The following is a 20001-nucleotide window of genomic DNA, read 5'->3' on the forward strand; positions in this document are numbered from 1 at the left end:
TTGCGAAAAGCTGAATTACCGGGTAGCCTCTTACTGGCGCTGGGTGCCGCCCGAAGATGAAAAATTATTCATCTAATTGCAACGGTTCAGATGGATAGCGTCACGTAAGCTGACAGTAACGAATGGGGGCGAACGCTAGACGGACCGCATCGGTTGGAGAGAATGCCGTGACGACGCGCGAGGCGATTGAATCACTATGTTGAGAGTGCTCACGATCGAAGACGACGAAATCGCAGCTGGCGAGATCGTCAACGAACTCAGCCGGAGAGGCTTCTCCGTGCATTGGATCGACAATGGCAAAGAGGGTATGGTTAATGCGCTTAACGATAACTACGACGTGATCACGCTCGACCGGATGCTGCCGGGCATGGACGGGCTGACTATTTTGACAACCATGCGCAGCATCGGCGTGATGACGCCGGTGCTGATGCTAAGCGCGCTCGGCGATGTCGATGAACGGGTGCGAGGCCTGCGCGCGGGCGGCGACGATTACCTGACCAAACCGTTCGATCCCGAGGAAATGGTCGCGCGGCTCGAGGTGCTGCTGCGCAGACGCAATGCACCGATGCCGCAATCGGACGCGATGTTGTCGGTGGGGCCGATCGAACTCGATCTGGTCTCACGCAAGGTGCGTCGCGACGGCGAGGAAATCGCGCTGCTGCCGACCGAATACCGCGTGCTCGAATACATGATGCGTCACGCGGGTCGCACCATTACGCGCACGATGCTGTTCGAGGCGGTCTGGGGCTACCACTTCGATCCGGGCACCAACCTGATCGACGTGCATATGGGCCGCCTGCGCAAGAAGATCGATCCGCCCGGTGTGCACGCGGTGATCCAGACGGTGCGTGGGTCCGGCTACATGTTCGGCTAGGGGGCAATATTTGAGCACGTTGTCCTCTCAAGGGTCTCGTGGCATGACGCCTGATGTCGGCCGGCGCTGGCACACCACGACGTTCCGGCTCCTGCTGATGTATGGTGCGATTTTCGCCGTATCGGTGGTGCTGCTGCTTGGCTTCATGAGCTGGGTCGTCACCGGCGAGATGGAGCGGCAGAGCGATGTCGTGATGGACTGGCAGCTGAGGTACTTCGATGCGATACCGCGCGCGCAGCTTGCCGAAACCATCGGGCACCGGCTTGAGCGCGAGCGGATGCATGCCGCGTATTACGGCCTGTTCGGCGCTAACGGCGAGCATCTCGCCGGCGATGTGACGCACCTGCCGCCCGGTATACCGACCGATCGCACGGGCGTCACGCTCGAGAACACGCTGCCGGTGAGCAGTCCGCAGGGCGCGCCGGTCGTGCGCGCCATGGCCGATCGGCGTCGCGACGGCGCAGTGATGCTGGTCGCGCGCGACCTGACGCACATCATCCTGATTCGCGACACGATCCTCAACGCGCTGTTTGTCAGTAGCGGCCTTTGTCTCGCGGCGGGTGTCGCGGGCGGACTGGTGCTGGCGATGCGGCAGATGCGGCGCGTGCGCGAAATCCGTCGCGTCACGCAACTGATCGCGCAAGGCGATCTGAACCAGCGTTTGCCGGTCGGCGGCCGCGACGAACTCGACCTGCTGTCGCACCTCGTCAATCACATGCTCGACGAAGTCGAACGACTGATGACCGAAGTCAAAGGAGCATGCGACGGCATTGCGCACGATTTGCGCACGCCGCTTGCCCATGTCCGCACGCTGCTCGCGCATATCGACGAAAGCGCGCGCGAGGACACGACCCTCGCGTGGCTGCCGATGCTCACTCGCGCGCGTACGGAAACGGATCATCTGCTGGAGCGCTTTCGCGCGATGCTGCGCATTTCGGAAATCGGCACGCTGAAACGGCGTGGCGGATTTGCGGAAATCCAGCTCGACGAGCTGGTGCGCGATGTCTGCGAGTTATACGAACCGCTTGCCGAAAGCCAGTCGATCACGCTCACCGTCAACGCGGCGTCGGTTCCGGTCGTGCATGGCGACCGCGCGTTGCTATTCGAGGCATTGAGCAATCTGCTCGACAACGCGCTGAAGTTCACGCCCGCTGGCGGTGCGGTGCGTGTAAACCTCGAGCAAACCCGCGATGGCCCGCAAGTGGAGGTCATCGATAACGGACCCGGTATTCCGGCCGAAGAACGCCATGCGGTGATGCAGCGTTTCTATCGCGGTGAACAGACCCGGCATATCGCCGGATCGGGACTGGGCCTCGGTATCGTCTCGGCGGTCCTGCGAGTTCACGATTTTTCCGCCCGTATCGGCAGCGCCGAGCCCGGCACGTGTGTGACGGTCGAATGCTGGCCGCACACGCTGGCGTAGCGAGGTAGCGACGGTAGCGGCGCCGGACCCATCCAATCGAACTTCGTCACTGACTGCATGCGAATTCTTCTTGTTTCCCCGGAGCATCCGGAAGCCACATGGCTTCATAAGGCCTTTCGCGAAAGCGCGCACAGCGTGCAGCGTGCGGACGACATCCGCGATGGGGTGTTTCTCGCCACGCACGATCCGTTCGACGCGATTGTCGCGCTCGCGATGGAGCCGGCGTCGCAGGCCGAACTACTGCACGCGCTGCCCGCGCTATCGAGCGTGGACGAAGCGCCGGTGATCATCGCGCTGGTGCGCGGGCTGCCCGCGGCGGAGCGGGTCCGTTTGCTGCGCGCGGGTGCGGATGTGTGCCTGACTCCGCCTTACTCGTTTGTCGAAATTCACGAGCGCATCGTTGCGATGCAACGGATCACCGTCGCATTGCCGGCCGAACCGGTCAGCAGCGCGGCGCAGATCACCGTGCAACTCGATGCGGCCACCCGCGAGCTGGTCGCGGGCGCGGGTCGCGTTGCGCTGACGAGGCGTGAGTACCAGTTGCTCGAATGCCTGCTGCGGCGCTTCGATGCGCCGGTGCCGCGCGATCAGTTGATTCGCTACGCGTGGTCGGAGAAGGAAGAGGTCGATCCGGCATGTGTGAACCTTGTCGTATCGCGGCTGCGCCGCAAGCTCGCCGGGCGCTGTCCTCAGGTGCGCATCGAGACGGTCAGCCGCTACGGCTATCAGCTGTCCGCCGAAGCTTGAGCGTAGCGCGCGCCCGATCTCATCGCGCGCATCTTGCGTGCTCAACCGTGCGAGTACAGCGTCTGGTTCAGATACTGATACTGCCCGTCCTTTTCCGCGTGCACGAGATCCTGATACACCTGTGCTCGAGTCAGGCCGGTCACGGGCTGACCATACGGCGGCGTCCATTGTCCGGCCTGCGACACAGACGATGACGGTGCGGCGGGTGCAGTCGCGCCGTTTGCGGCCGGGGTCGCCGGCGCGGCGGTCTGGGCGAACACCGGGCTGCACAGCGCGGCGCCGGCTAATGCGCAGATGGCAAGGGCGAGTTTCATCGAAAGTTCCTCGTAAAGTTGAAAGAAGGGGACCGCGTCGATCAATGCGAGTACATCGGCAGCGGTCAGAGTTAGTGTAAGAAGGAGCCCGTAGCGGTTCGGCCGTATGACGATGAAAACTCGTTCATTTAGCGGCTTTCGGCGCGCTGTGCTATGTCGGATGCGCGTCCTGCGCAACAGGGGTGCTGTGCGCATCGCCGTTTTAGTATTGCCAGCCGCCACCGAGCGCCTGGATCAGACCGACCGATGACGTCAGCCTGCGTGCGTGCACATCCGACGATGCGATCCGCGCGTCGGCAGTGGTTTGCGCGGTCACCCCATCGAAATAGCTGACCATGCCGTCCTTGTAACGCGACATCGCGAGGTCCAGCGTGCGTTGCGCGGCGTCTAGCGCATCGTTGTCGTGCACCGATTCGTCGCCGAAATGATGCAGCAGCGCGAGATTGTCTTCGAGCTGCTGAAACGCGAGCAGCCCTTCGCGCGCGACGCCGCCGACGGCGGCGTTCACGAAGGTCGACTGATCGCCCATCGTCACGAGCCGGGCAAGCGCTCCCTGATCACGGTTCAGCAACGAGGCAAGGGCAGGGGGAAGTGAGATGTCGCGTGCGAGCGACGAGTCTGAACGCGACGACCATCGCGCGCTTACCCTAGCAGGTAACCGGAGCCGCGAACGGTGCGGATCAACGGCGGGTCGCCATCCGCTTCGAGCTTTTTGCGCAGGCGGCCTATATGCACGTCGATCAGGTTCGTGCCCGGGTCGAAGCGGCCGCCCCACACGCCCTCGAAAATCATCGTGCGCGTCATCACCTGGCCCGCGTGGCGCATCATGAATTCGAGCAAGCGGAATTCGGTCGGCTGCAGGCTGATGATGCGTTCGCGCGCGGTGATGCGTCTGCGCATCCGGTCGAGTTCGAGTGGGCCGACCCGCAGCACCACTGGTTCCGGCTCGCTGCGCGGACGGCGGCGTAACAGCACTTCGACGCGCGCGGACATTTCATCGGCGGAAAACGGCTTGATCAGATAGTCGTCGCTGCCGGCGCGCAAACCTTCGATGCGCTGTTCGACGCCATCCAGCGCGCTCATCACGAGCACCGGCGTGTCGATGCCGGCGCCGCGCATCGTCGATACGATCTTCAGACCGTCGAGGTCCGGCAGCACGCGGTCGACGGTGATCACGTCGTAAGCGTCGGACATCGCCTTGACGAGGCCTTCGCGGCCGGTGCGCGCAACATCAACCGCGAGCCCGGTGGCGCTCAATGCGCGCACGATGTCGTCGACTATCCATTCGTCGTCTTCGATGGTGAGGATTCTGGCCATACGCGTCTGCTTTCCGTCGGGTTCGAGCGGCGTTATGCGACTGCGCGCAACGAGGTTTTCCGTTCATCGGAGCGGAAACGTGTGACGGCGAACTCGACGAACGCGCGTACTTTGGCGGTGAGATGATTGCGGCCCGAATAGATAATCGAAAAGCGCCGCGCGCCGTCGTTCAGTGGAAACCGCTCGAGTACTTGCGACAGCGTGCCGCTTGCAAGTTCTCGCGCGACCGCCGGTGCAGGCAACAAGGCGATGCCCATATGATTGAGCGCGGCGGCGCGCAGCATCGCGGTGTCGGTGGCGCGCAGGCTGTAGCGCACCGGCACGCGATACGCGCCGTGCGCGTCGGTGAACTCCCATGCGCGCGCAGCGCCGGTCGTGGGGCCGAGCAGCGTGTGCGTATTGAGCGCCGACGGAGTGACTGGCATGCCGCGCTGCGCGAGGTACGCCGGTGACGCAACCAGCACACTGCGGTACTGCAGCAGCATGCGGCCGACCACCGAGGTGCCGACGAGACGATCGTCGTCGGTGAAGCCGACGTCGAAGCCGCCTTCGATCAGATCGATTCCCGCTTCGAACGTGGTGACATCGAAGTCGACGCCGGGCTCGGCTGCGCGATAGTCAGCGAGCAGCGCGACAAGTTCGGTGCTCGCGAATGTCGTCGATGCGGCGATGCGCACCGTGCCATGCGGCGAGTGCGCGGTGCGCGTGAGATTCGCATCCATTTCATCGATGTTCGCGACGATCGCGCGGCAACTGTCAAGGTAGCGCCCGCCCGCTTCGGTCAGCGACAAGCTGCGCGTCGAGCGATTGATCAGACGCGTATTCAGATGCGCTTCAAGCGTATTGACGCTGCGTGTGACCGCCGCGGCCGACATGCCGAGCTGGCGTGCGGCAACCGAGAAACTGTTCAGTTCGACGACACGCATGAAAACGCGCATGGATTGGAGTTGGTTCATATCGGCAAGCCCTGATCGTTGGACGTTGCGAATGATCGTTCAGCTCGATTAACAGCGGATCGCCTCCAATGTGAACGATTGTTTATGATTCGGATTGCTTGTGGTTCGACGCGAAGAGGTGCCTGAAAAATGCGAACGCCAACGCGCAGGCGACGGCTTCGAGCCGTGCCTGCGCGTTGTGCGAGCGGGTATTGAATCGGGACGCACGCGCGGGACGCGCGCATGCGGGAGGCGTGTCAGCGGTGCTGATCAGTTCGGCATGCTGTACGTTTCCTGGCACTCGTCGACATGCTGGGACAGCGCATCGATCAGTTTGATGAGGCTTTCCTTCGGTACCGCGAAACCGGTCCAGTTAAAGCCGGTGTGCCGGAAGAACATCACCGCGCCTTCGAATATCGCGTTCTTCTCGGTGTACCAGCACGGGTCGATTTCGATCACGTACTTATGTTGACGGGATACCTGCTGCGGAATTTCCGGGTGCATCTTCGCGCGCAACAGCGCGAGATGTTCGATCAATGCATCGAGATCGGGTGCGTCGAGCATTGCGACACTGCGGTCGATCGACACACGCAGCGCCTGACCACTGTAGTCATTGACGAGTTCCACTTGCATGGGGTGATGCATATCGTTCGCTCCTGACGTGCGCTAAACGGAAAAAGTATGCGCGTGAAGGGGCGCGCCGCAAGTGGAAGAGGCGCAGTGAAATGATGAAACTTCTTTCATCGAGACCACGCGTCGCAACCTGCAAAACGCAGACTAAAAAAAAGTTCATCCGTTTCATGGTGGTTCGATACGTCAAGCGCCCCATCCTTGCATCGTCACAACAAGGCGCAAGGAGCGCATGACATGAAAACTCTCTGGATCAAAACCACCGTGGCGGTTTGCGTGCTGCTGGCTAGCGGCGTGGCGTCGGCAAGCAGCAAGCTGACACCGAACGAATGCAACGACTATCCTTTCAAGCCGTTGCATGGGCCGGTTACGCACGCGCAATTGATGCAGGAACTGAGTGAGCTGGAATCCGTCGGCTACGATCCGTCTTCGGGCGACGACAACTACTATCCGTCGACTATTCAGGAGGCGCAAGCGCGGCTCAGGCTCAAATATCGCGCCGACTGTCTGGGGGAGAGCGTGAAGGTGCCGACCTCGCGCATTATCTACGGCAGCGCGGATGGCTTCTATTGATCGTGAGTTGCGGCCGCGCGGGTCGGTCGCAAACGGCGCGCGCCGTTTCGCGCAGTGATCGTTCCCGTCGTGACGGGATGCGCGAAACGGCTTGCCTGTATTCGTGTAGTGACTGCGACGGGTTATCGCGTCGTGTGATCAGATAACGCCGCGTTGCGTGCGCACGAACTTCGCACGGGCCGGTTTCAGCACGAATAGTGCAAGCAGCGCCGTGACGATGTCGAGCGTGATCGCGCACGCGAATACCGGAATCCAGCTGCCCGTATGCTGATGCAGCAGTGCGGCGAGCGGACCGCCGAAAATCGAACCGACGCCGAACGAGATATACAGCCATCCATAGTTCGCGGTGGCGAAGCGCGCGCCGAAGGTATCGGTCAGCGTCGACGGGAACAGCGAGAAGATCTCGCCCCAGCCGAAGAACACGACGCCCGACAGCAGCACGAATAGCACCGCATCGTCGCGCGTGAGCAGCCACAGCGTCATCGCAATGCCTTCCAGGGCGAACGCGAAGCCCATCGTGTTTTCGCGGCCGAACTTGTCCGAGACCCAGCCGAACAGCGGGCGCGTCAAGCCATTCGTAAAGCGGTCGATCGTCAACGCTAGCGGCAACGCGGCGAAGCCGAACACCAGCACCTTGCTGACACCGAAGTCGGCGGCGAAGCTGGCCATTTGCGAGGTAACCATCAGGCCGGACGTCGACATCATCGTCATCATCGCGAACATCAGCCAGAAAATCGGCGTCTTTAGCATTTCCGACGGACGGAATTCACGCGCGACCGGCAACGACGTCCGCACACCGGTTACGGTGGTCGTAGCCGCAGGCGGCACACGCAGCCCTTGCGATGCGATAAAGCCGACGATCGCGAAGATCATCCCGTACAGCCACAGCGTCGACTCGATCCCATGCGCGGCGAGCGACGCGGAAATCGGAAACGTCGTGACGATCGCGCCCATTCCGTAGCCGGCGGCCACCGCGCCGGCCGCCATGCCGCGGCGATCCGGGAACCAGCGGACCATCAGGCCGACTACGCCGACATAGACGATGCCGGTGCCAAGACCGCCCAGGCCGCCATATGTCAGATACAGCATCGTCGTGCTCGACGCGTGCGATGCGAACATCCAGCTGACGCCCGCGAGCAGCGTACCGATCGAGATCAGCTTGCGCGGCCCGAAACGGTCGATCAGCGCGCCCTGAAACGGCGAAAAGAAGGCCTGCAGAAACACCAGAATAGAGAACGTGACCTGCACTTCCGGCAGCGAGATGCCAAGCTTCGCCATCAGCGGCTTGGTCATCAGCGTCCATACATATTGCGGGCTCGAGATTGTCATCATGCAGATCAGACCGAGCGCGAGCTGCAGCCATCGTGTGGAGGCCGCGGTCCGTACGCCGGACGACGCGGCTTGATCGAGCGACTGCACAGGGGTGTTCATCAATAGTTCTCCGTTGCGAGGTTGCGTGTGGCGCGGTTTGTCTTGCGCTTTGTAGGCGCTGTGTAGTCCGTTTGTTATTCGGGTCCTGGACAAGCGTGTCAACGTGAGCGAGAAACATGCCAGTGCGATCGCGCGGCGCGGTGCACCGGCGAGTTCAGTAAACGACATGCGGATTGACGCGCGAATTGCGGTTCGCGCGGATTGACTGTGCGGCACGCGTGAAATGCGTCGCCGCGTAGCAGAAGAACAGACGCAATGATTGCGCGCGGTGCGTAGGCCCCGTTATGGTGCGTTCAGCGCAGTGCTACGTTCACTGTTGATGTGCGTGCTGTAACGGCGATGCAAGGCTCGCGTCGTGCGATGCGTCGAACACGAGCTGCGCGCCTTCTATGTGTGCATGCGCGCCGTAGGTCCATGCGTGATTTTGCGCAGCGTGTCCGACCGGCAAGCCGGCGAAGATCGGAACATCGAACGGCGCAAGCAGATCGACCAATATATCGTGCAACGTATAGTTCGCGTTCTCGGGCAGCGGGCAACGCACGAACTCGCCGAGCACGAACGCTCGCGCGCCGTCGAATGTGCCGCTTTCTTTTAGCAGCGTGATGCTGCGGTCGAGCCGGTAAGCAAGTTCGGTGATGTCTTCGAGCAGCACGATCGCGTCGGTGCAATCCGCTTGCCACTGCGTGCCGGCGACGCTGGCGAGCGTGGTGATGTTGCCGCCGTGCAGCCGGCCGCTCACCTTGTGATGCGGGCCGTGCAGGCGCTGCAGCGCAATGGCCGGCGCGACCCCGCCGGACAGCGCGGTCAGTACGCTTTGCCGCGATGCGTCGTCGACATGCGCGGCGAGGCTACCCAGCGATGGCCCGTGAATCAGCCGCGCGTCACGCATGCCGTGCATTGCGCAAAACAGCGACGTCGCATCGGAAAAGCCGATGACGGTTTTCGCGCGCGGCAGCGTTGCCGGAATGGCGGGCAGACAATGCACGCAGCCATAGCCGCCGCGCGCAATCCAGACGATGTCGATCGAAGGGTCGGTGAGCGCCCATGCCAGATCGGCTCGGCGGTTTTCATGCGTGCCGGCGAAATAGCGGAAACGGTCGGTGACGTGCGCACCGACGCGCACCTCGAGCCCCCAGCTCTCGAGCAGCGCGATGCCGCGCGCGACGTTGTCCCTATCCGGTACGCCGGCCGGCGCGATCACACCGACAGTCTTTCCTTTCAGATGCATACGCGTGTTCCTTCGCGGAGTCGTCCTTCAGCTCTTCACTATTGTGCCGGATAGCGGCAGCCCGCTGACAGGCGTGTCAACGATGCGCGGGATGCGCGGGGATGTGCGCGCTCGAAGAACGACGACGCGCGCCGCCGCCGATAACTGGCGCCCGCCGCGGATCAGGCAGCAATCGGAGAGGAAACGCGACGCGAACAAAAAAGCGGCGCCTGCAAGGACGCCGCCCGGTTTGCGCCGCGAAGCGCTCAGTTCCGCTCAATCCCGCGCGATCAGATCACCGACCTGTGCGCGGCCGGTTACGAAGCAACCGGACTTGAACGCTTCGCCCTGGTTGCTCGCCGCCGCATCGGAAAAGCCTCGACTCAGTGCGTCGAGCCGCACGAGGTCCGCGCCGGCCGCGCAACTGATGGATCCTTGCTCGTGCGCCTCTACGCGCATCATGGCCCGGTCAGCAATCAGAAAGCCAACCAGCACGACGACTGCAATATTGAAAGCTCGTCTCATTCGGGTGTCTCCTCCCTTGCGACAGCCTAACGCGATCACAGTGCATTCCGTGCCAGGGATTTCCCGTTTTTTTCTGATTTTATTCGTAGCCGATCGGCTCAATCGCGTGGCAATTCGACGACACTTATGCGCGACAAAAAGTCTCGCCACTGCCTAAAGATTTTGCAACGCGCGGCCGTGCAATTTCGCCAAAGCGTTGTCCGTTGTGCGGAGCACAAGAGCGATCACTCTGACAACCCCCACCCATGGCAATGACTCGTTGCGTGGTTCGCTGTTTTTTGGTGCGCTGCAAAAGGTTGAGTTAACAGGTATGCTCGTTAACCCTACGGGCTTATTCGATAGCGCCCGCCAGTTTTTTCTGCCTTCTCAAACTACTTCCGCAATCCATTTGTAATTCATTCACTTACGGTTGCGACAATCGCTGTCGCTGTGTTTAAAAGTCCCCAGTCAATCTCATGCAATTCCCTCCGCTTCTCAGCCTGCTGATCTGGATTCCGATCGTCGCCGGCATCGTCGTGCTGCGCGCTGGTTCCGACCGCGCGCTGAATCGTACTCGCTGGATCGCACTCGTCGGCGCGCTGATCAGTGCCGTGCCGGCCATTCCGCTCGTCCAGGGCTTTCGCAACAACGTCGTGGCGATGCAGTTCGTCGAGAACAAGGCGTGGCTGCCGTCGTTCGGCATCGCGTGGCATCTCGGCGTCGACGGTATTTCGCTGTGGTTCACGGTGCTGACCGCGGTCACGACCGTGATTGTCGTGATCGCGTCGTGGGAGTCGATCACGAAGCGCACCGCGCAGTACTTCGGCGCGTTCCTGCTGCTGTCGGGCTTCATGCAGGGCGTGTTCACCGCGCAGGACGGCATGCTGTTCTTCGTATTCTTCGAAGCAACGCTGATCCCGCTGTATCTGCTGATCGGCACCTGGGGGCAATCGAATCGCGCGCATGCGGCACTGCGCTTCTTTCTTTTCTCGCTGACCGGCTCGCTCGCGATGCTCGCGGCGATGCTTTACCTGTACTCGCAGTCGCATAGCTTCGACCTCGCGCAATGGCGCTCGCTGCAGCTCGACTTCATGCCGCAGGTGCTGATCTTCCTGTGCTTCTTCGCGGCGTTCTCGGTGAAGGTGCCGATGTGGCCGGTGCATACGTGGCTGCCGGACGTGCACCTCGAAGGCCCGACCGCGGCCGCCGTGCTGCTCGGCATGCTGAAGATCGGCGGCTACGGTCTGCTGCGCTTTGCGCTGCCGATCGTGCCGCAAGCGAGCCATTTCTTTGCGCCGGCGGTCATTACGCTGTCGCTCGTCGCGGTGATTTACGCGAGCCTCGTCGCACTGGTGCAAACCGATATCCGCAAGCTGCTTGCGTATTCGGCCATCGCGCATATGGGTCTCGTGACGCTGGGCCTGTTCGTGTTCACGCGCATCTCGATGGAAGGCGCGGTGGTGCAGATGCTTTCTTACGGCATCGTGTCCGGCGCGATGCTGCTGTGCTCCGGCATGCTGTACGACCGCACGCAAAGCAGTTCGATCGACGCGTATGGCGGCGTGGTGAATACGATGCCGCGCTTCGCGGTGTTCATGATGCTGTTTTCGATGGCTAATGTCGGCTTGCCGGGCACGTCCGGTTTCGTCGGCGAGTTTATGGTGCTGATGGGCGCGATCCAGTTCAACTTCTGGGTGGGCGCGGCAGCCGCGCTGATTCTGATCCTGAGTGCCGCATACACGCTGTGGATGGCCAAGCGCGTAATCTTCGGCGCGGTCGCGAACGCACGGGTGGCGAAGCTCGCCGACGTCAGCAAGCGCGAGTTCGTGCTGCTGGGTGCGATGGCCATGCTTGTGCTGGCAATCGGCATTGATCCGAAGCCGTTTACCGATGCGATCGATGCGACGGCCGGCGAAGTGCTCGCGCAGGCTGAGGGCACGGTGGCGAACGGCGCGACGCGCGTCGCCGATAGCCGCGTTGCGCCCGACGCGCACCTCGCGCCGGCGACTTCTTCGACGCGTAGCAGCGTCGTCGCCGAGCGCGACCCGCGCGGCTAACCTGACTCGCGTCATACGGCAGCGCGCGGCGCGACGCCCGCACGCTGCCGCCCGCCGCGCCGGCGACAATCGCGGTGCTGCTTTGCTGACCGATTCACATGGTCGCCAACTGCTTCGCGCATCGGCATTTAAGCTGCGCTGATCCAGGTGGTCCGACCACCGGGCGCCGCCTGGCGCCTATCCCCGTTGTCCGCAGCTTTCATCCGCGAGACAAGGGTTTCCCTCTACAAATCCTCCACGCGTTCCGGTCGTTATACGGAACGGGTAACGTCGCGCTCGCGTTGACTCATGCGTTTGCGCCGCGACAGGCACCGGCTCATCCGCGAAAGCGATATGCGCTATTCAAGAAGTGCGGCTCGATTCACCATAAATAAACAAGGAGACGCAGGAATGCAGAAGCTGGGTTTCGCGCAAAAGCTGTGGTTGCCGCTGGTCGTCAGCCTGATCGCGCTGTTGCTGGTGTCCGTGTCGGCGGCATGGCTTTCGCGGCAGACGCGGATCGACGAACGCAAGCATGACCTGAACAATGTCGCGCACGTTGGTTTATCGATTGTCGGCGAGTATGCAGCGCTTGCGAAAAGCGGCGCGCTGTCTGACGCCGACGCGCGCAAGGAGGCGCTCGCGCGGCTGCGCGACATCCGCTATGGTGAGGACGGTTATCTGCTCGTGATCGATTCGACGCCGCGCATGGTGATGCATCCGATCAAGCCGGAGTCGAATGGCAAGATGCTGGCGGGCACCGCGGACGCCGACGGCCGCCATCACTATGTGACGTTCGCGAAGGTCGCGCAGTCGCCGCAAGGCGGTTTCGTCGACTATGTGTTCCCGCATCCGCATTCGACCGAGGCGGTCGGCAAGATCGGTTACGTGGTGCGGTACGCGCCGTGGGACTGGATCATCGCGACCGGCGCTTACGTCGACGATATCGACGCGGCATTCATGAAGTCGCTGTATGTGGTCGGCGGCGTGTTTATCGTGCTGGCGGTTGTGCTTGCGTCGCTTGTCTGGCTGATCAACCGCAGTATTTTGCGCACGATCGGCGGCGACCCGCGTTACGCGGCGCAAGTGGCCAATGCGATTTCGCACGGCGATCTGACCGTCGCGATCGAGATGCGCGGGCAGGGCGCAGGCCGCGGCGATGAGACCGACAGCCTGCTGCATGTGATGCAGCGGATGCGCGACGCGCTGACCGGCACCGTGCGTCAAATCGGTGCAGCCGCCGATAGCGTCGCGACCGGTGCGCGCGAGATCGCGACCGGCAGCGCCGATCTGTCGACGCGCACTGAAAACCAGGCGGCGTCGCTGGAGGAAACGGCGGCCAGCATGGAGGAGGTGACGTCGATGGTCCGTCAAACGGCGGAGCACGCGCGAACGGCGAGCCAGCTGGCGGTACAGGCCGAGCAGATCGCCGTCGATGGCGGCACGATGGTCGCCGATGCGGTCACGACGATGCGCGACATTTCGGCGGCGTCGCAGCGGATGGTCGAAATCATCGCGGTGATCGAAGGCATCGCATTCCAGACCAACATCCTCGCGCTGAATGCCGCGGTCGAGGCGGCGCGTGCCGGCGAGGATGGGCGGGGCTTCGCGGTGGTCGCCGCGGAAGTGCGCTCGCTGGCGCACCGCAGCGCGACAGCGGCAAAGGAAGTGCGCGAGCTGATCAGCAACGCGGTCAGCAAGGTGGGCAGCGGCGCGCAACTGGTCGAAAACGCCGGCGGCACGATCGACGAGGCGCGCACCGCGATCGCGAAGGTGACCGGCTTGATCCGCGAAATCGCCGCCGCGGCGGCCGAGCAGAGTTCGGGCATCGAACAGGTGAACCTCGCGGTCACGCACATGGATACGTTGACGCAGGAAAACGCGGCGCTCGTCGAAGAAGCGGCGGCCGCCGCGCATTCGCTGACCGAGCAGGCTGTGATTCTGCAAAACGCGCTGCAAGCATTTCGTCTGCGGGAAGACGACGGGCGGGAGCTGCGCAGTCCGAAGGGCCGCCCGACGGGCGCGGCGCGTCGCGCGGACGCGAACGGCTACACGGCGCTGGCCTGACCCGCCGCACGGCGGCGCCGGCCTGGCGGCGCTGTGACGCACGCGCGGGAATAAACGCGGCAAAGATCATGTTAATAGGGCAAGCAGTGCCAACGACGTCGACGGCCCACGCTGCTGCCTCGCACCGCTAATCAAGCGGTGTGGGCGGCGTCATAATCGTCTGTCATTTTTTCGCGCTTTCTGCGACTGACGGAGCGTGACTTGCCGATTCTCAACGGCGGTGCCACAGTCTGCACAGCGCCCGCGCGCTGTGCTGCTTTGTGTCCTCACTCTTCTTTGCCGAACCATCATGATTCCCGCCATCGCCGCCTATCAGCCTGGCAGGCAGTTGCTGCCGTTTCGTGAATCGCTGCTTGCGATGCTCGGCATTGCGTTCGTCGCGATGCTGGTCGCGCTCGATCAGACCATCGTCGGCACCGCGCTGCCGCGTATCGTCGCAGACCTGAAGGGTTTCGATCTGTACGCATGGGTCGCGACGTCATACATGCTTGCATCGGTCATTACGATTCCAATCTTCGGACGTCTCGGCGATCTGTTCGGCCGCAAACCGTTTCTGGTTGCCGCGATCACGCTGTTCACCGGCGCGTCCGTGTTGTGCGGCATCGCGACGAACATGCTGTTTCTGGTGATCGCGCGTGGCTTGCAAGGCATCGGCGGCGGCATTCTGATCGGCACCGTGTTTGCGACGGTGGCCGACCTGTTTCCCGATCCGAAGCTGCGGCTGCGCTGGCTGGTGTTCGTCACGTCCGCGTTCGGGCTCGCGAATATCGTTGGGCCGACGCTCGGCGGGATGCTGACGCAATCGGCTAGCTGGCGCTTCGTGTTCTTTGTCAACGTGCCGGTCGGCGTCGCTTCGCTGCTGTTCGTGCTGCGTTTCGTGCCGCCGCTGAAGCATCTGCGTAAGGCGGGGCCGGTGCAGCTCGACTGGCTCGGCGCGTTTGTCGTCGCTGCGACGTTCGGCGCATTGCAACTGCTGATCGAACTGCTGCCAAAGGAAGGCGTGAGCACGTTGACGGCCGCGCTGTTCGCGATCACCGTCGCGTGCGGCTGCACGCTGTGGTTCTGGGAAAAGCGGATGGGTTACCCGGTGGTGCCGGTCGATATGCTGCTCGACCGGCGTCTGGCCGCGCTGTTTGCGATGTCCGCACTCGGCGGTTTTGCGCTGTTTTCACTGGTGTTTTATGTGCCGTTGCTGTTCCAGGGCGGCTATGCGATGTCGCCGCACGATTCCGGCATGCTGATCACGCCGCTGCTACTGGGGACGACGGTCGGCAGCGTGCTGAATAACCGGATCGTCACGCGTCTGCGCCGTGCGAACGCGCTGATGTATATCGGTTTTGCGCTGTTTGCGGTGTCATGCCTCACGCTGGTCGGGATTACCGGGCATCAGCCGCATTACGTGTGGATGTCGTGCATGGCGCTCAGCGGCCTTGGCCTCGGTCTTGTCGCGACGAATCTGACGATCTGCTCGCAGCAGATCGTCGCGCGCGATCATCTCGGCGCGGTGACCGCGTTGCTGCAGTCGCTGCGGATTGTCGGCGGCATGCTGGGGACAGCGATGACCGGCGCGCTATTGAGCCATCTTTATGTGCGTGGCGTACACCGTTCGCTCGATTCATATCAGGCGACACAATGGCTGCAGTCGTTCGCGAGCCCCGATTTGCGTGTTGATCAGTCGCAGCAGGCCGCGCTGATCGAGCACCTGATCATGGCGGGTCATGCGAGTGGGCCGATGATGGAGGCGGCGCGTCGCACGCTGATTGAGTCGATTCACGTGGGCTTGTCGCTTGCGGCGGCGGCTGCGGTGATTGGGTTGTGCCTTGCGTGGTTTGTGCCGTCGGTGCGGGTTGAGTATGGGGAAGAAACGGCGGAAGGGGCGTCGGCGTTGGCTGGGCCGCCCGAAGGCGCGATGCGGCCGCCTGCTAAAGGAGCGGCGCAGGCGGAGTGATCGCACCGCCGGATCGATTCGGGTTCAGGTGTCGCCATTCTGAACATCAACCGCCGTAAGTGCGGGTGCGCCCCGCCATGGGACACACCCGCACCGTTACGTCGCACGCTCCACGGTTCAACGGAAGCTCAGGACATCGAGTACGGGCCGGCGCGGCTTCGACGGCCAGTTCCCCTGCCGCATCGGGCCGACCGCGAGAAGCATCACGGGGATCTCGTTGTTCTTGAGACCGTATTCCGTTCTCACCGCGGCGGCGTCAAAACCGATCATCGGCGTCGAACCCCAACCCATCGACCGGGCGGCGTAAATGATCGCCGCCGCGCCGAATGTAGCGCTACGGACCGCCTCGTCCCGCTGCTGCTGCGGATTGTCGTCGTAAATGCCGCGGGCACCTTTTTCCGCTTCGGGAATATGGTCCGCCGCCATGTAGCCCGCTTCCACCATCGGGCGAAACACCGTGGGTACAGTGCTCGCATCAGCGAGCTGACCGATGATGACGAATGTCACGGCCGCTTCGTAACTGATCGCCTGGTTCCAGGCGATCGGGCGTAGCCGCTGCTTCGCCTCGCGCGAACGCACGGCAATGAATCGCCAGTTCTGCAGGTTGAACGAAGTCGGCGCCGACGTGCCGATTTCGACAAGAGCGGCAATCTGTTCGTCGGTCAGCGTTGCGTTGGCGTCGTAATACTTCGTAGCGCTGCGACTCAGCATGGTTCTGATGACTGCATTGGTCATGACGAGACCTTCGGAAGCATTGCGGGTGCGAGCGTTTTCGAAGATGGCGGTGCTCATAACTGTCCTTTCATTCAAGTGTTGGGATGGGTTTAGATTACGGCCAGGCAGCAGTTGTATCGAGACGGAATCAGCTCAATTAATTCTTCGATAAGCTCAAGTGGCTTCGAACCGACGATGCGCTTCCCATCCGTGCTGCATGGCACAGTTCTAGACACGCGGTTCGTGCCTCATGCGTTACGGAGATCAAACTGTCGTAAATGAGGCCTTCTCTATCGTTTGCAGCAAACGCGTCGGCTAGGCTCGATTCGCATCTAATGCTCGGTGCCTGCGATCTGGTTCCGCAGATCAGGTCTGATTGGAGCAGCGGCCGACATGATGATCGAGCTACGGGCGTGCGACCAGAAACGGCTTGACAATAAGAGCATATGCTTCTACATTGGTTTAAATGGAGCATATGCTCTTAAATTAACCGGAGTGAAGCGATGAATCAGGCCGAAATACTGGTAAGCGGTGCAACTGGACGGACCGGAGGCGCCGCTATCGATGAACTGCTCAAGATGGGCAAGAGCGTGCGGGCCTATGTGCGAACAGATGACGATCGGGCGGCAGCCCTGAGGCAGCGCGGAGTCGATATTGCCATCGGGGACTTCACCGACATCGATGACATTCGCGCGGCCATGGAAGGCATCAGATCGGCGTATTTTCTCCATCCGATCGCGCCAGGAATTGTCGGGGCTTCCGCCTATTTCGCGCAGGCGGCGAAGGAGGCCGGCGTTACGGCGATCGTCAATATGTCGCAGATTTCCGCGCGTCGGGAGTCCAGCAGCCACGCGGCGCAGGATCACTGGGTTTCCGAGCAGGTGTTTGACTGGTCGGGCGTTCCGACAACGCATCTGCGTCCCACCTTCTTTGCCGAATGGCTCGTCTATCCGCATTTTGCGAAGGAGATCTGGGCCACGAAGAAGATCGAATTCCCGTTTGGCGACGGCCGTCACGCACCCATCGCCAGCGATGACCAGGGGCGGGTGATCGCCCACGTCCTCGCCAGGCCCGAAGGCCACGAAGGCAAGATCTACACACTCCATGGTCCTGTCGAAATGGACCACACCGAAATCGCCGGCGCGATGAGCGAGGTTCTTGGAGCGCGGATCGACTATGCGCCAATTTCCATCGACGAGTTTCGGACCAGGATGGAGAATCTGTACAAGTTTCCGCCGTTTCTCACGCAGCATCTGGTCGAGGTCGCGCAGAACTATCGTGATGGCATCTTCTCGGGAACCAATGATGTCATCGAGAAAATTACCGGAATGCCACCACTGTCGGTCCAGCAGTTCGTCGCTCGGAACCGTGATGTATTTGCGTGAGCACCACCCGAAACCCGTCGAGGTATGAAAAATGTCACCCGCTCAAGATGAGCGTCACCCATTTCTTGACGATCTGACTGCCGACGCCGAGTTGGTCAGCACGGTGTTGCGTGGCCCCGTCACAGGGCGCGACGAAATCCGGCTAGTGGTCAACGCCGTCGGCGCGTTCTACGCGTCGCAGACGCCCACGTTTGTCGAGACTGTCGGTTCGCGGCTTATTCTCGAGTACGAGGCCGTTCTGACGAGCGGCGAGAACCTGAGCGCGGCCGTTGTAATCGACCACAATGCGGACGGCTCGGTGCCGCGCGTTAGCGTGCGGATGAGCCCGCTTGGCGCGGTGCTGACGCTTGCCGCTCAACTGCGGCAGGTGCTTTCAAAGCAGTTTCCGGAAAACCTTTTCTTTGAACCACGAACTCGCAGGCCCGCGGCGGAAGTTGCCCCCAACAGAGGCGCGCGGCTTTAAAAAAGGAGCTTGTCATGGATGTCAAGAACGCCACCGTCTTTATCACCGGCGCCAATCGCGGCCTGGGCCTCGCTTTTGCGCGAGAAGCACGTCGCCGCGGCGCGACGAAGGTCTACGCGGGCATGCGTAACACGAAGGGCTTTGAAGAGCCGGGCATTGTGCCGGTCCAGATCGACGTTACCGATTCGGCATCGATTGCCGCCGCCGCGAAACTGGCGGCAGATACGAATGTGCTGGTGAACAACGCCGGCATTGCTGCGTTGATCGACGGGCCGCTGGCGGCCGACATCGAATTGCAATCCGCGCGCATGCTGGACACCAACTACTACGGGGTAGTGCGCGTCACAAAGGCCTTCGAGCCGATATTGGTGACGAGGCCGAATGCCGCGATTATCAACGTGCTTTCCGACATCGTTTGGCTTCCACGGCCGTATTTGACACCATATGCGGTATCAAAGGCAGCAGCATGGAGTTATACGAATCAGCTTCGCTTTCATCTGCAGGAGCAAGGTGTCCAGGTTCTAGGCCTGCACGTCGGGTTCGTGGATACCGACCTGACCAACGGCATCGATGTGCCCAAAGCCAGCGCGGACGACGTGGTGCGACAGACCTATGACGCTCTCGCCGCCGGCAAGAGCGAAATTATGGCGGACAAGGGAACGGTGCTGCTGAAGAACACGCTTGCGGCTGAAACACCCGGCTACATCACGCCGCCGGCGGGGCTTTGAACGCGATCGCGGGAGTCGGCGATGAAGCGCGCAGATCGCAGCGAACCCAGCGCTTCCGGTGCTCACCGTTTATCGGAAGAGGCTACCGTACGTTCATGCGTGCGCATAGCATGCTGACAATCAACTGAAAGCAGGAGTGGAAACAGATGTTGGCGTCCGATCAACCACTTGGAATCGATCAATGCAATTGCTTCGCGGTCAGGAAGGCAAGCAGGCAGATATCCCGCTTCTACGACAGCCGTCTCGAGCCGACGGGTCTGCGCATCACGCAATTCCTCACTTTGGCCGCACTACGCGAAGCAGGAAGCGCAGCGGTCAACGCCCTTGCCGAACGGCTCGATATCGAACGGACGGCGATGGGGAAGATGGTTGGCTTTCTTGAGCGTGACGGCTTCGTCACGATCAGGCCGTCGCCGGCGGACGGCCGAAGCCGCCTGATCGAGCTAACTGAAGAGGGGCGGCGTCTGCATGAGAGAGCGGCACCGCTCTGGCAGCAAGCGCAGCGTGAGTTCGAGCAATTAAATGGAGTAGAGCATGTCGCCGCGCTGCGGCAGGGCCTGAGAGACGTGGTCGTCGGCGACGTGACGGTAGGCTCTGACGTGGACTAACGCTGCGCGCGTATCGCCAGAGCTGCCGGACAAGCACCCGGTGCGGCGTCGATCCGATAAACAGTATGTCCCATCTGGCTATTCGTATCGTCATGAC

The 20001-nt window shown here is 62.0% G+C and carries 20 protein-coding genes; 11 read left to right on the plus strand and 9 right to left on the minus strand.

The window, feature by feature from the left end:
- Positions 1 to 196: 196 nt before the first annotated feature.
- From BX592_RS30795 to BX592_RS30805, 3 genes are read left to right on the plus strand one after another with little or no spacing between them, the layout of a single operon-like run.
- Entirely contained in the window at positions 197 to 874 is a 678-nt protein-coding gene (locus BX592_RS30795; protein WP_134197074.1) for a response regulator transcription factor, read from the plus strand.
- A gap of 43 nt (positions 875 to 917) precedes the next feature.
- On the plus strand, positions 918 to 2297 hold the full coding sequence (locus tag BX592_RS30800) for a sensor histidine kinase (RefSeq protein ID WP_134197075.1): 1380 nt from the start codon (positions 918 to 920) through the stop codon (positions 2295 to 2297).
- Between the two features lie 57 nt (positions 2298 to 2354).
- Complete coding sequence (locus tag BX592_RS30805; protein ID WP_134197076.1) at positions 2355 to 3044, plus strand: response regulator transcription factor; 690 nt, start codon at positions 2355 to 2357, stop codon at positions 3042 to 3044.
- 41 nt (positions 3045 to 3085) lie between these two features.
- On the opposite strand, the gene BX592_RS30810 is transcribed toward BX592_RS30805, so the two are convergent.
- The 5 genes from BX592_RS30810 to BX592_RS30830 all read right to left on the minus strand — a co-directional run bounded on the left by BX592_RS30810 (position 3086) and on the right by BX592_RS30830 (position 6255).
- The gene (locus BX592_RS30810; protein ID WP_134197077.1) at positions 3086 to 3358 is read right to left on the minus strand and encodes a DUF4148 domain-containing protein; all 273 of its coding nucleotides are present in this window, start codon (positions 3356 to 3358) and stop codon (positions 3086 to 3088) included.
- A 202-nt stretch (positions 3359 to 3560) separates the two neighbouring features.
- The gene (locus tag BX592_RS30815) at positions 3561 to 3887 is read right to left on the minus strand and encodes a hypothetical protein (protein WP_208328000.1); all 327 of its coding nucleotides are present in this window, start codon (positions 3885 to 3887) and stop codon (positions 3561 to 3563) included.
- Between the two features lie 113 nt (positions 3888 to 4000).
- Entirely contained in the window at positions 4001 to 4675 is a 675-nt protein-coding gene (locus BX592_RS30820; RefSeq protein ID WP_134197078.1) for a response regulator transcription factor, read from the minus strand.
- 32 nt (positions 4676 to 4707) lie between these two features.
- Positions 4708 to 5631 carry a LysR family transcriptional regulator gene (locus BX592_RS30825; protein WP_134197079.1) on the minus strand — a complete coding sequence of 308 codons (924 nt, stop codon included), beginning with the start codon at positions 5629 to 5631 and terminating at the stop codon, positions 4708 to 4710.
- Positions 5632 to 5880: 249 nt separating this feature from the next.
- Positions 5881 to 6255 carry a hypothetical protein gene (locus tag BX592_RS30830; RefSeq protein ID WP_134197080.1) on the minus strand — a complete coding sequence of 125 codons (375 nt, stop codon included), beginning with the start codon at positions 6253 to 6255 and terminating at the stop codon, positions 5881 to 5883.
- A gap of 222 nt (positions 6256 to 6477) precedes the next feature.
- On the opposite strand from BX592_RS30830, the gene BX592_RS30835 reads away from it, so the two are divergent.
- A complete protein-coding gene (locus BX592_RS30835; RefSeq protein ID WP_134197081.1) occupies positions 6478 to 6813 on the plus strand; it encodes a DUF4148 domain-containing protein in 336 nt (111 codons plus the stop codon).
- Between the two features lie 138 nt (positions 6814 to 6951).
- Here BX592_RS30835 and oxlT read toward each other — a convergent pair whose 3' ends face one another.
- The 3 genes from oxlT to BX592_RS30850 all read right to left on the minus strand — a co-directional run bounded on the left by oxlT (position 6952) and on the right by BX592_RS30850 (position 9976).
- A complete protein-coding gene (gene oxlT / locus BX592_RS30840) occupies positions 6952 to 8244 on the minus strand; it encodes an oxalate/formate MFS antiporter (RefSeq protein ID WP_208328001.1) in 1293 nt (430 codons plus the stop codon).
- A 310-nt stretch (positions 8245 to 8554) separates the two neighbouring features.
- Entirely contained in the window at positions 8555 to 9472 is a 918-nt protein-coding gene (locus BX592_RS30845) for a S66 peptidase family protein (protein WP_134197082.1), read from the minus strand.
- Positions 9473 to 9727: 255 nt separating this feature from the next.
- Positions 9728 to 9976 carry a hypothetical protein gene (locus tag BX592_RS30850; protein WP_134197083.1) on the minus strand — a complete coding sequence of 83 codons (249 nt, stop codon included), beginning with the start codon at positions 9974 to 9976 and terminating at the stop codon, positions 9728 to 9730.
- Positions 9977 to 10431: 455 nt separating this feature from the next.
- On the opposite strand from BX592_RS30850, the gene BX592_RS30855 reads away from it, so the two are divergent.
- From BX592_RS30855 to BX592_RS30865, 3 genes are all read left to right on the plus strand, one after another.
- Positions 10432 to 12012, plus strand: coding sequence for a complex I subunit 4 family protein (locus tag BX592_RS30855; RefSeq protein ID WP_134197084.1), 1581 nt, complete (start codon positions 10432 to 10434; stop codon positions 12010 to 12012).
- 390 nt (positions 12013 to 12402) lie between these two features.
- Positions 12403 to 14058: a methyl-accepting chemotaxis protein gene (locus BX592_RS30860; protein ID WP_134197085.1), complete on the plus strand. Its 1656-nt coding sequence runs from the start codon at positions 12403 to 12405 to the stop codon at positions 14056 to 14058.
- A gap of 289 nt (positions 14059 to 14347) precedes the next feature.
- On the plus strand, positions 14348 to 16006 hold the full coding sequence (locus BX592_RS30865; RefSeq protein WP_134197086.1) for an MFS transporter: 1659 nt from the start codon (positions 14348 to 14350) through the stop codon (positions 16004 to 16006).
- A gap of 117 nt (positions 16007 to 16123) precedes the next feature.
- On the opposite strand, the gene BX592_RS30870 is transcribed toward BX592_RS30865, so the two are convergent.
- On the minus strand, positions 16124 to 16798 hold the full coding sequence (locus BX592_RS30870; protein WP_243849812.1) for a nitroreductase family protein: 675 nt from the start codon (positions 16796 to 16798) through the stop codon (positions 16124 to 16126).
- A gap of 425 nt (positions 16799 to 17223) precedes the next feature.
- On the opposite strand from BX592_RS30870, the gene BX592_RS30875 reads away from it, so the two are divergent.
- From BX592_RS30875 to BX592_RS30890, 4 genes are all read left to right on the plus strand, one after another.
- On the plus strand, positions 17224 to 18105 hold the full coding sequence (locus BX592_RS30875; RefSeq protein ID WP_134197087.1) for an NmrA family NAD(P)-binding protein: 882 nt from the start codon (positions 17224 to 17226) through the stop codon (positions 18103 to 18105).
- A gap of 31 nt (positions 18106 to 18136) precedes the next feature.
- Positions 18137 to 18568, plus strand: a complete 432-nt coding sequence (locus BX592_RS30880; protein ID WP_243849813.1) for a hypothetical protein — start codon at positions 18137 to 18139, stop codon at positions 18566 to 18568.
- Positions 18569 to 18582: 14 nt separating this feature from the next.
- Positions 18583 to 19296, plus strand: a complete 714-nt coding sequence (locus BX592_RS30885; protein WP_134197088.1) for an SDR family oxidoreductase — start codon at positions 18583 to 18585, stop codon at positions 19294 to 19296.
- A 146-nt stretch (positions 19297 to 19442) separates the two neighbouring features.
- On the plus strand, positions 19443 to 19904 hold the full coding sequence (locus tag BX592_RS30890; RefSeq protein ID WP_134197089.1) for a MarR family winged helix-turn-helix transcriptional regulator: 462 nt from the start codon (positions 19443 to 19445) through the stop codon (positions 19902 to 19904).
- Positions 19905 to 20001 lie beyond the last annotated feature (97 nt).

Origin of the sequence: Paraburkholderia rhizosphaerae, from assembly GCF_004366595.1 — a bacterium.
GTDB classification, from domain to species: domain Bacteria; phylum Pseudomonadota; class Gammaproteobacteria; order Burkholderiales; family Burkholderiaceae; genus Paraburkholderia; species Paraburkholderia rhizosphaerae.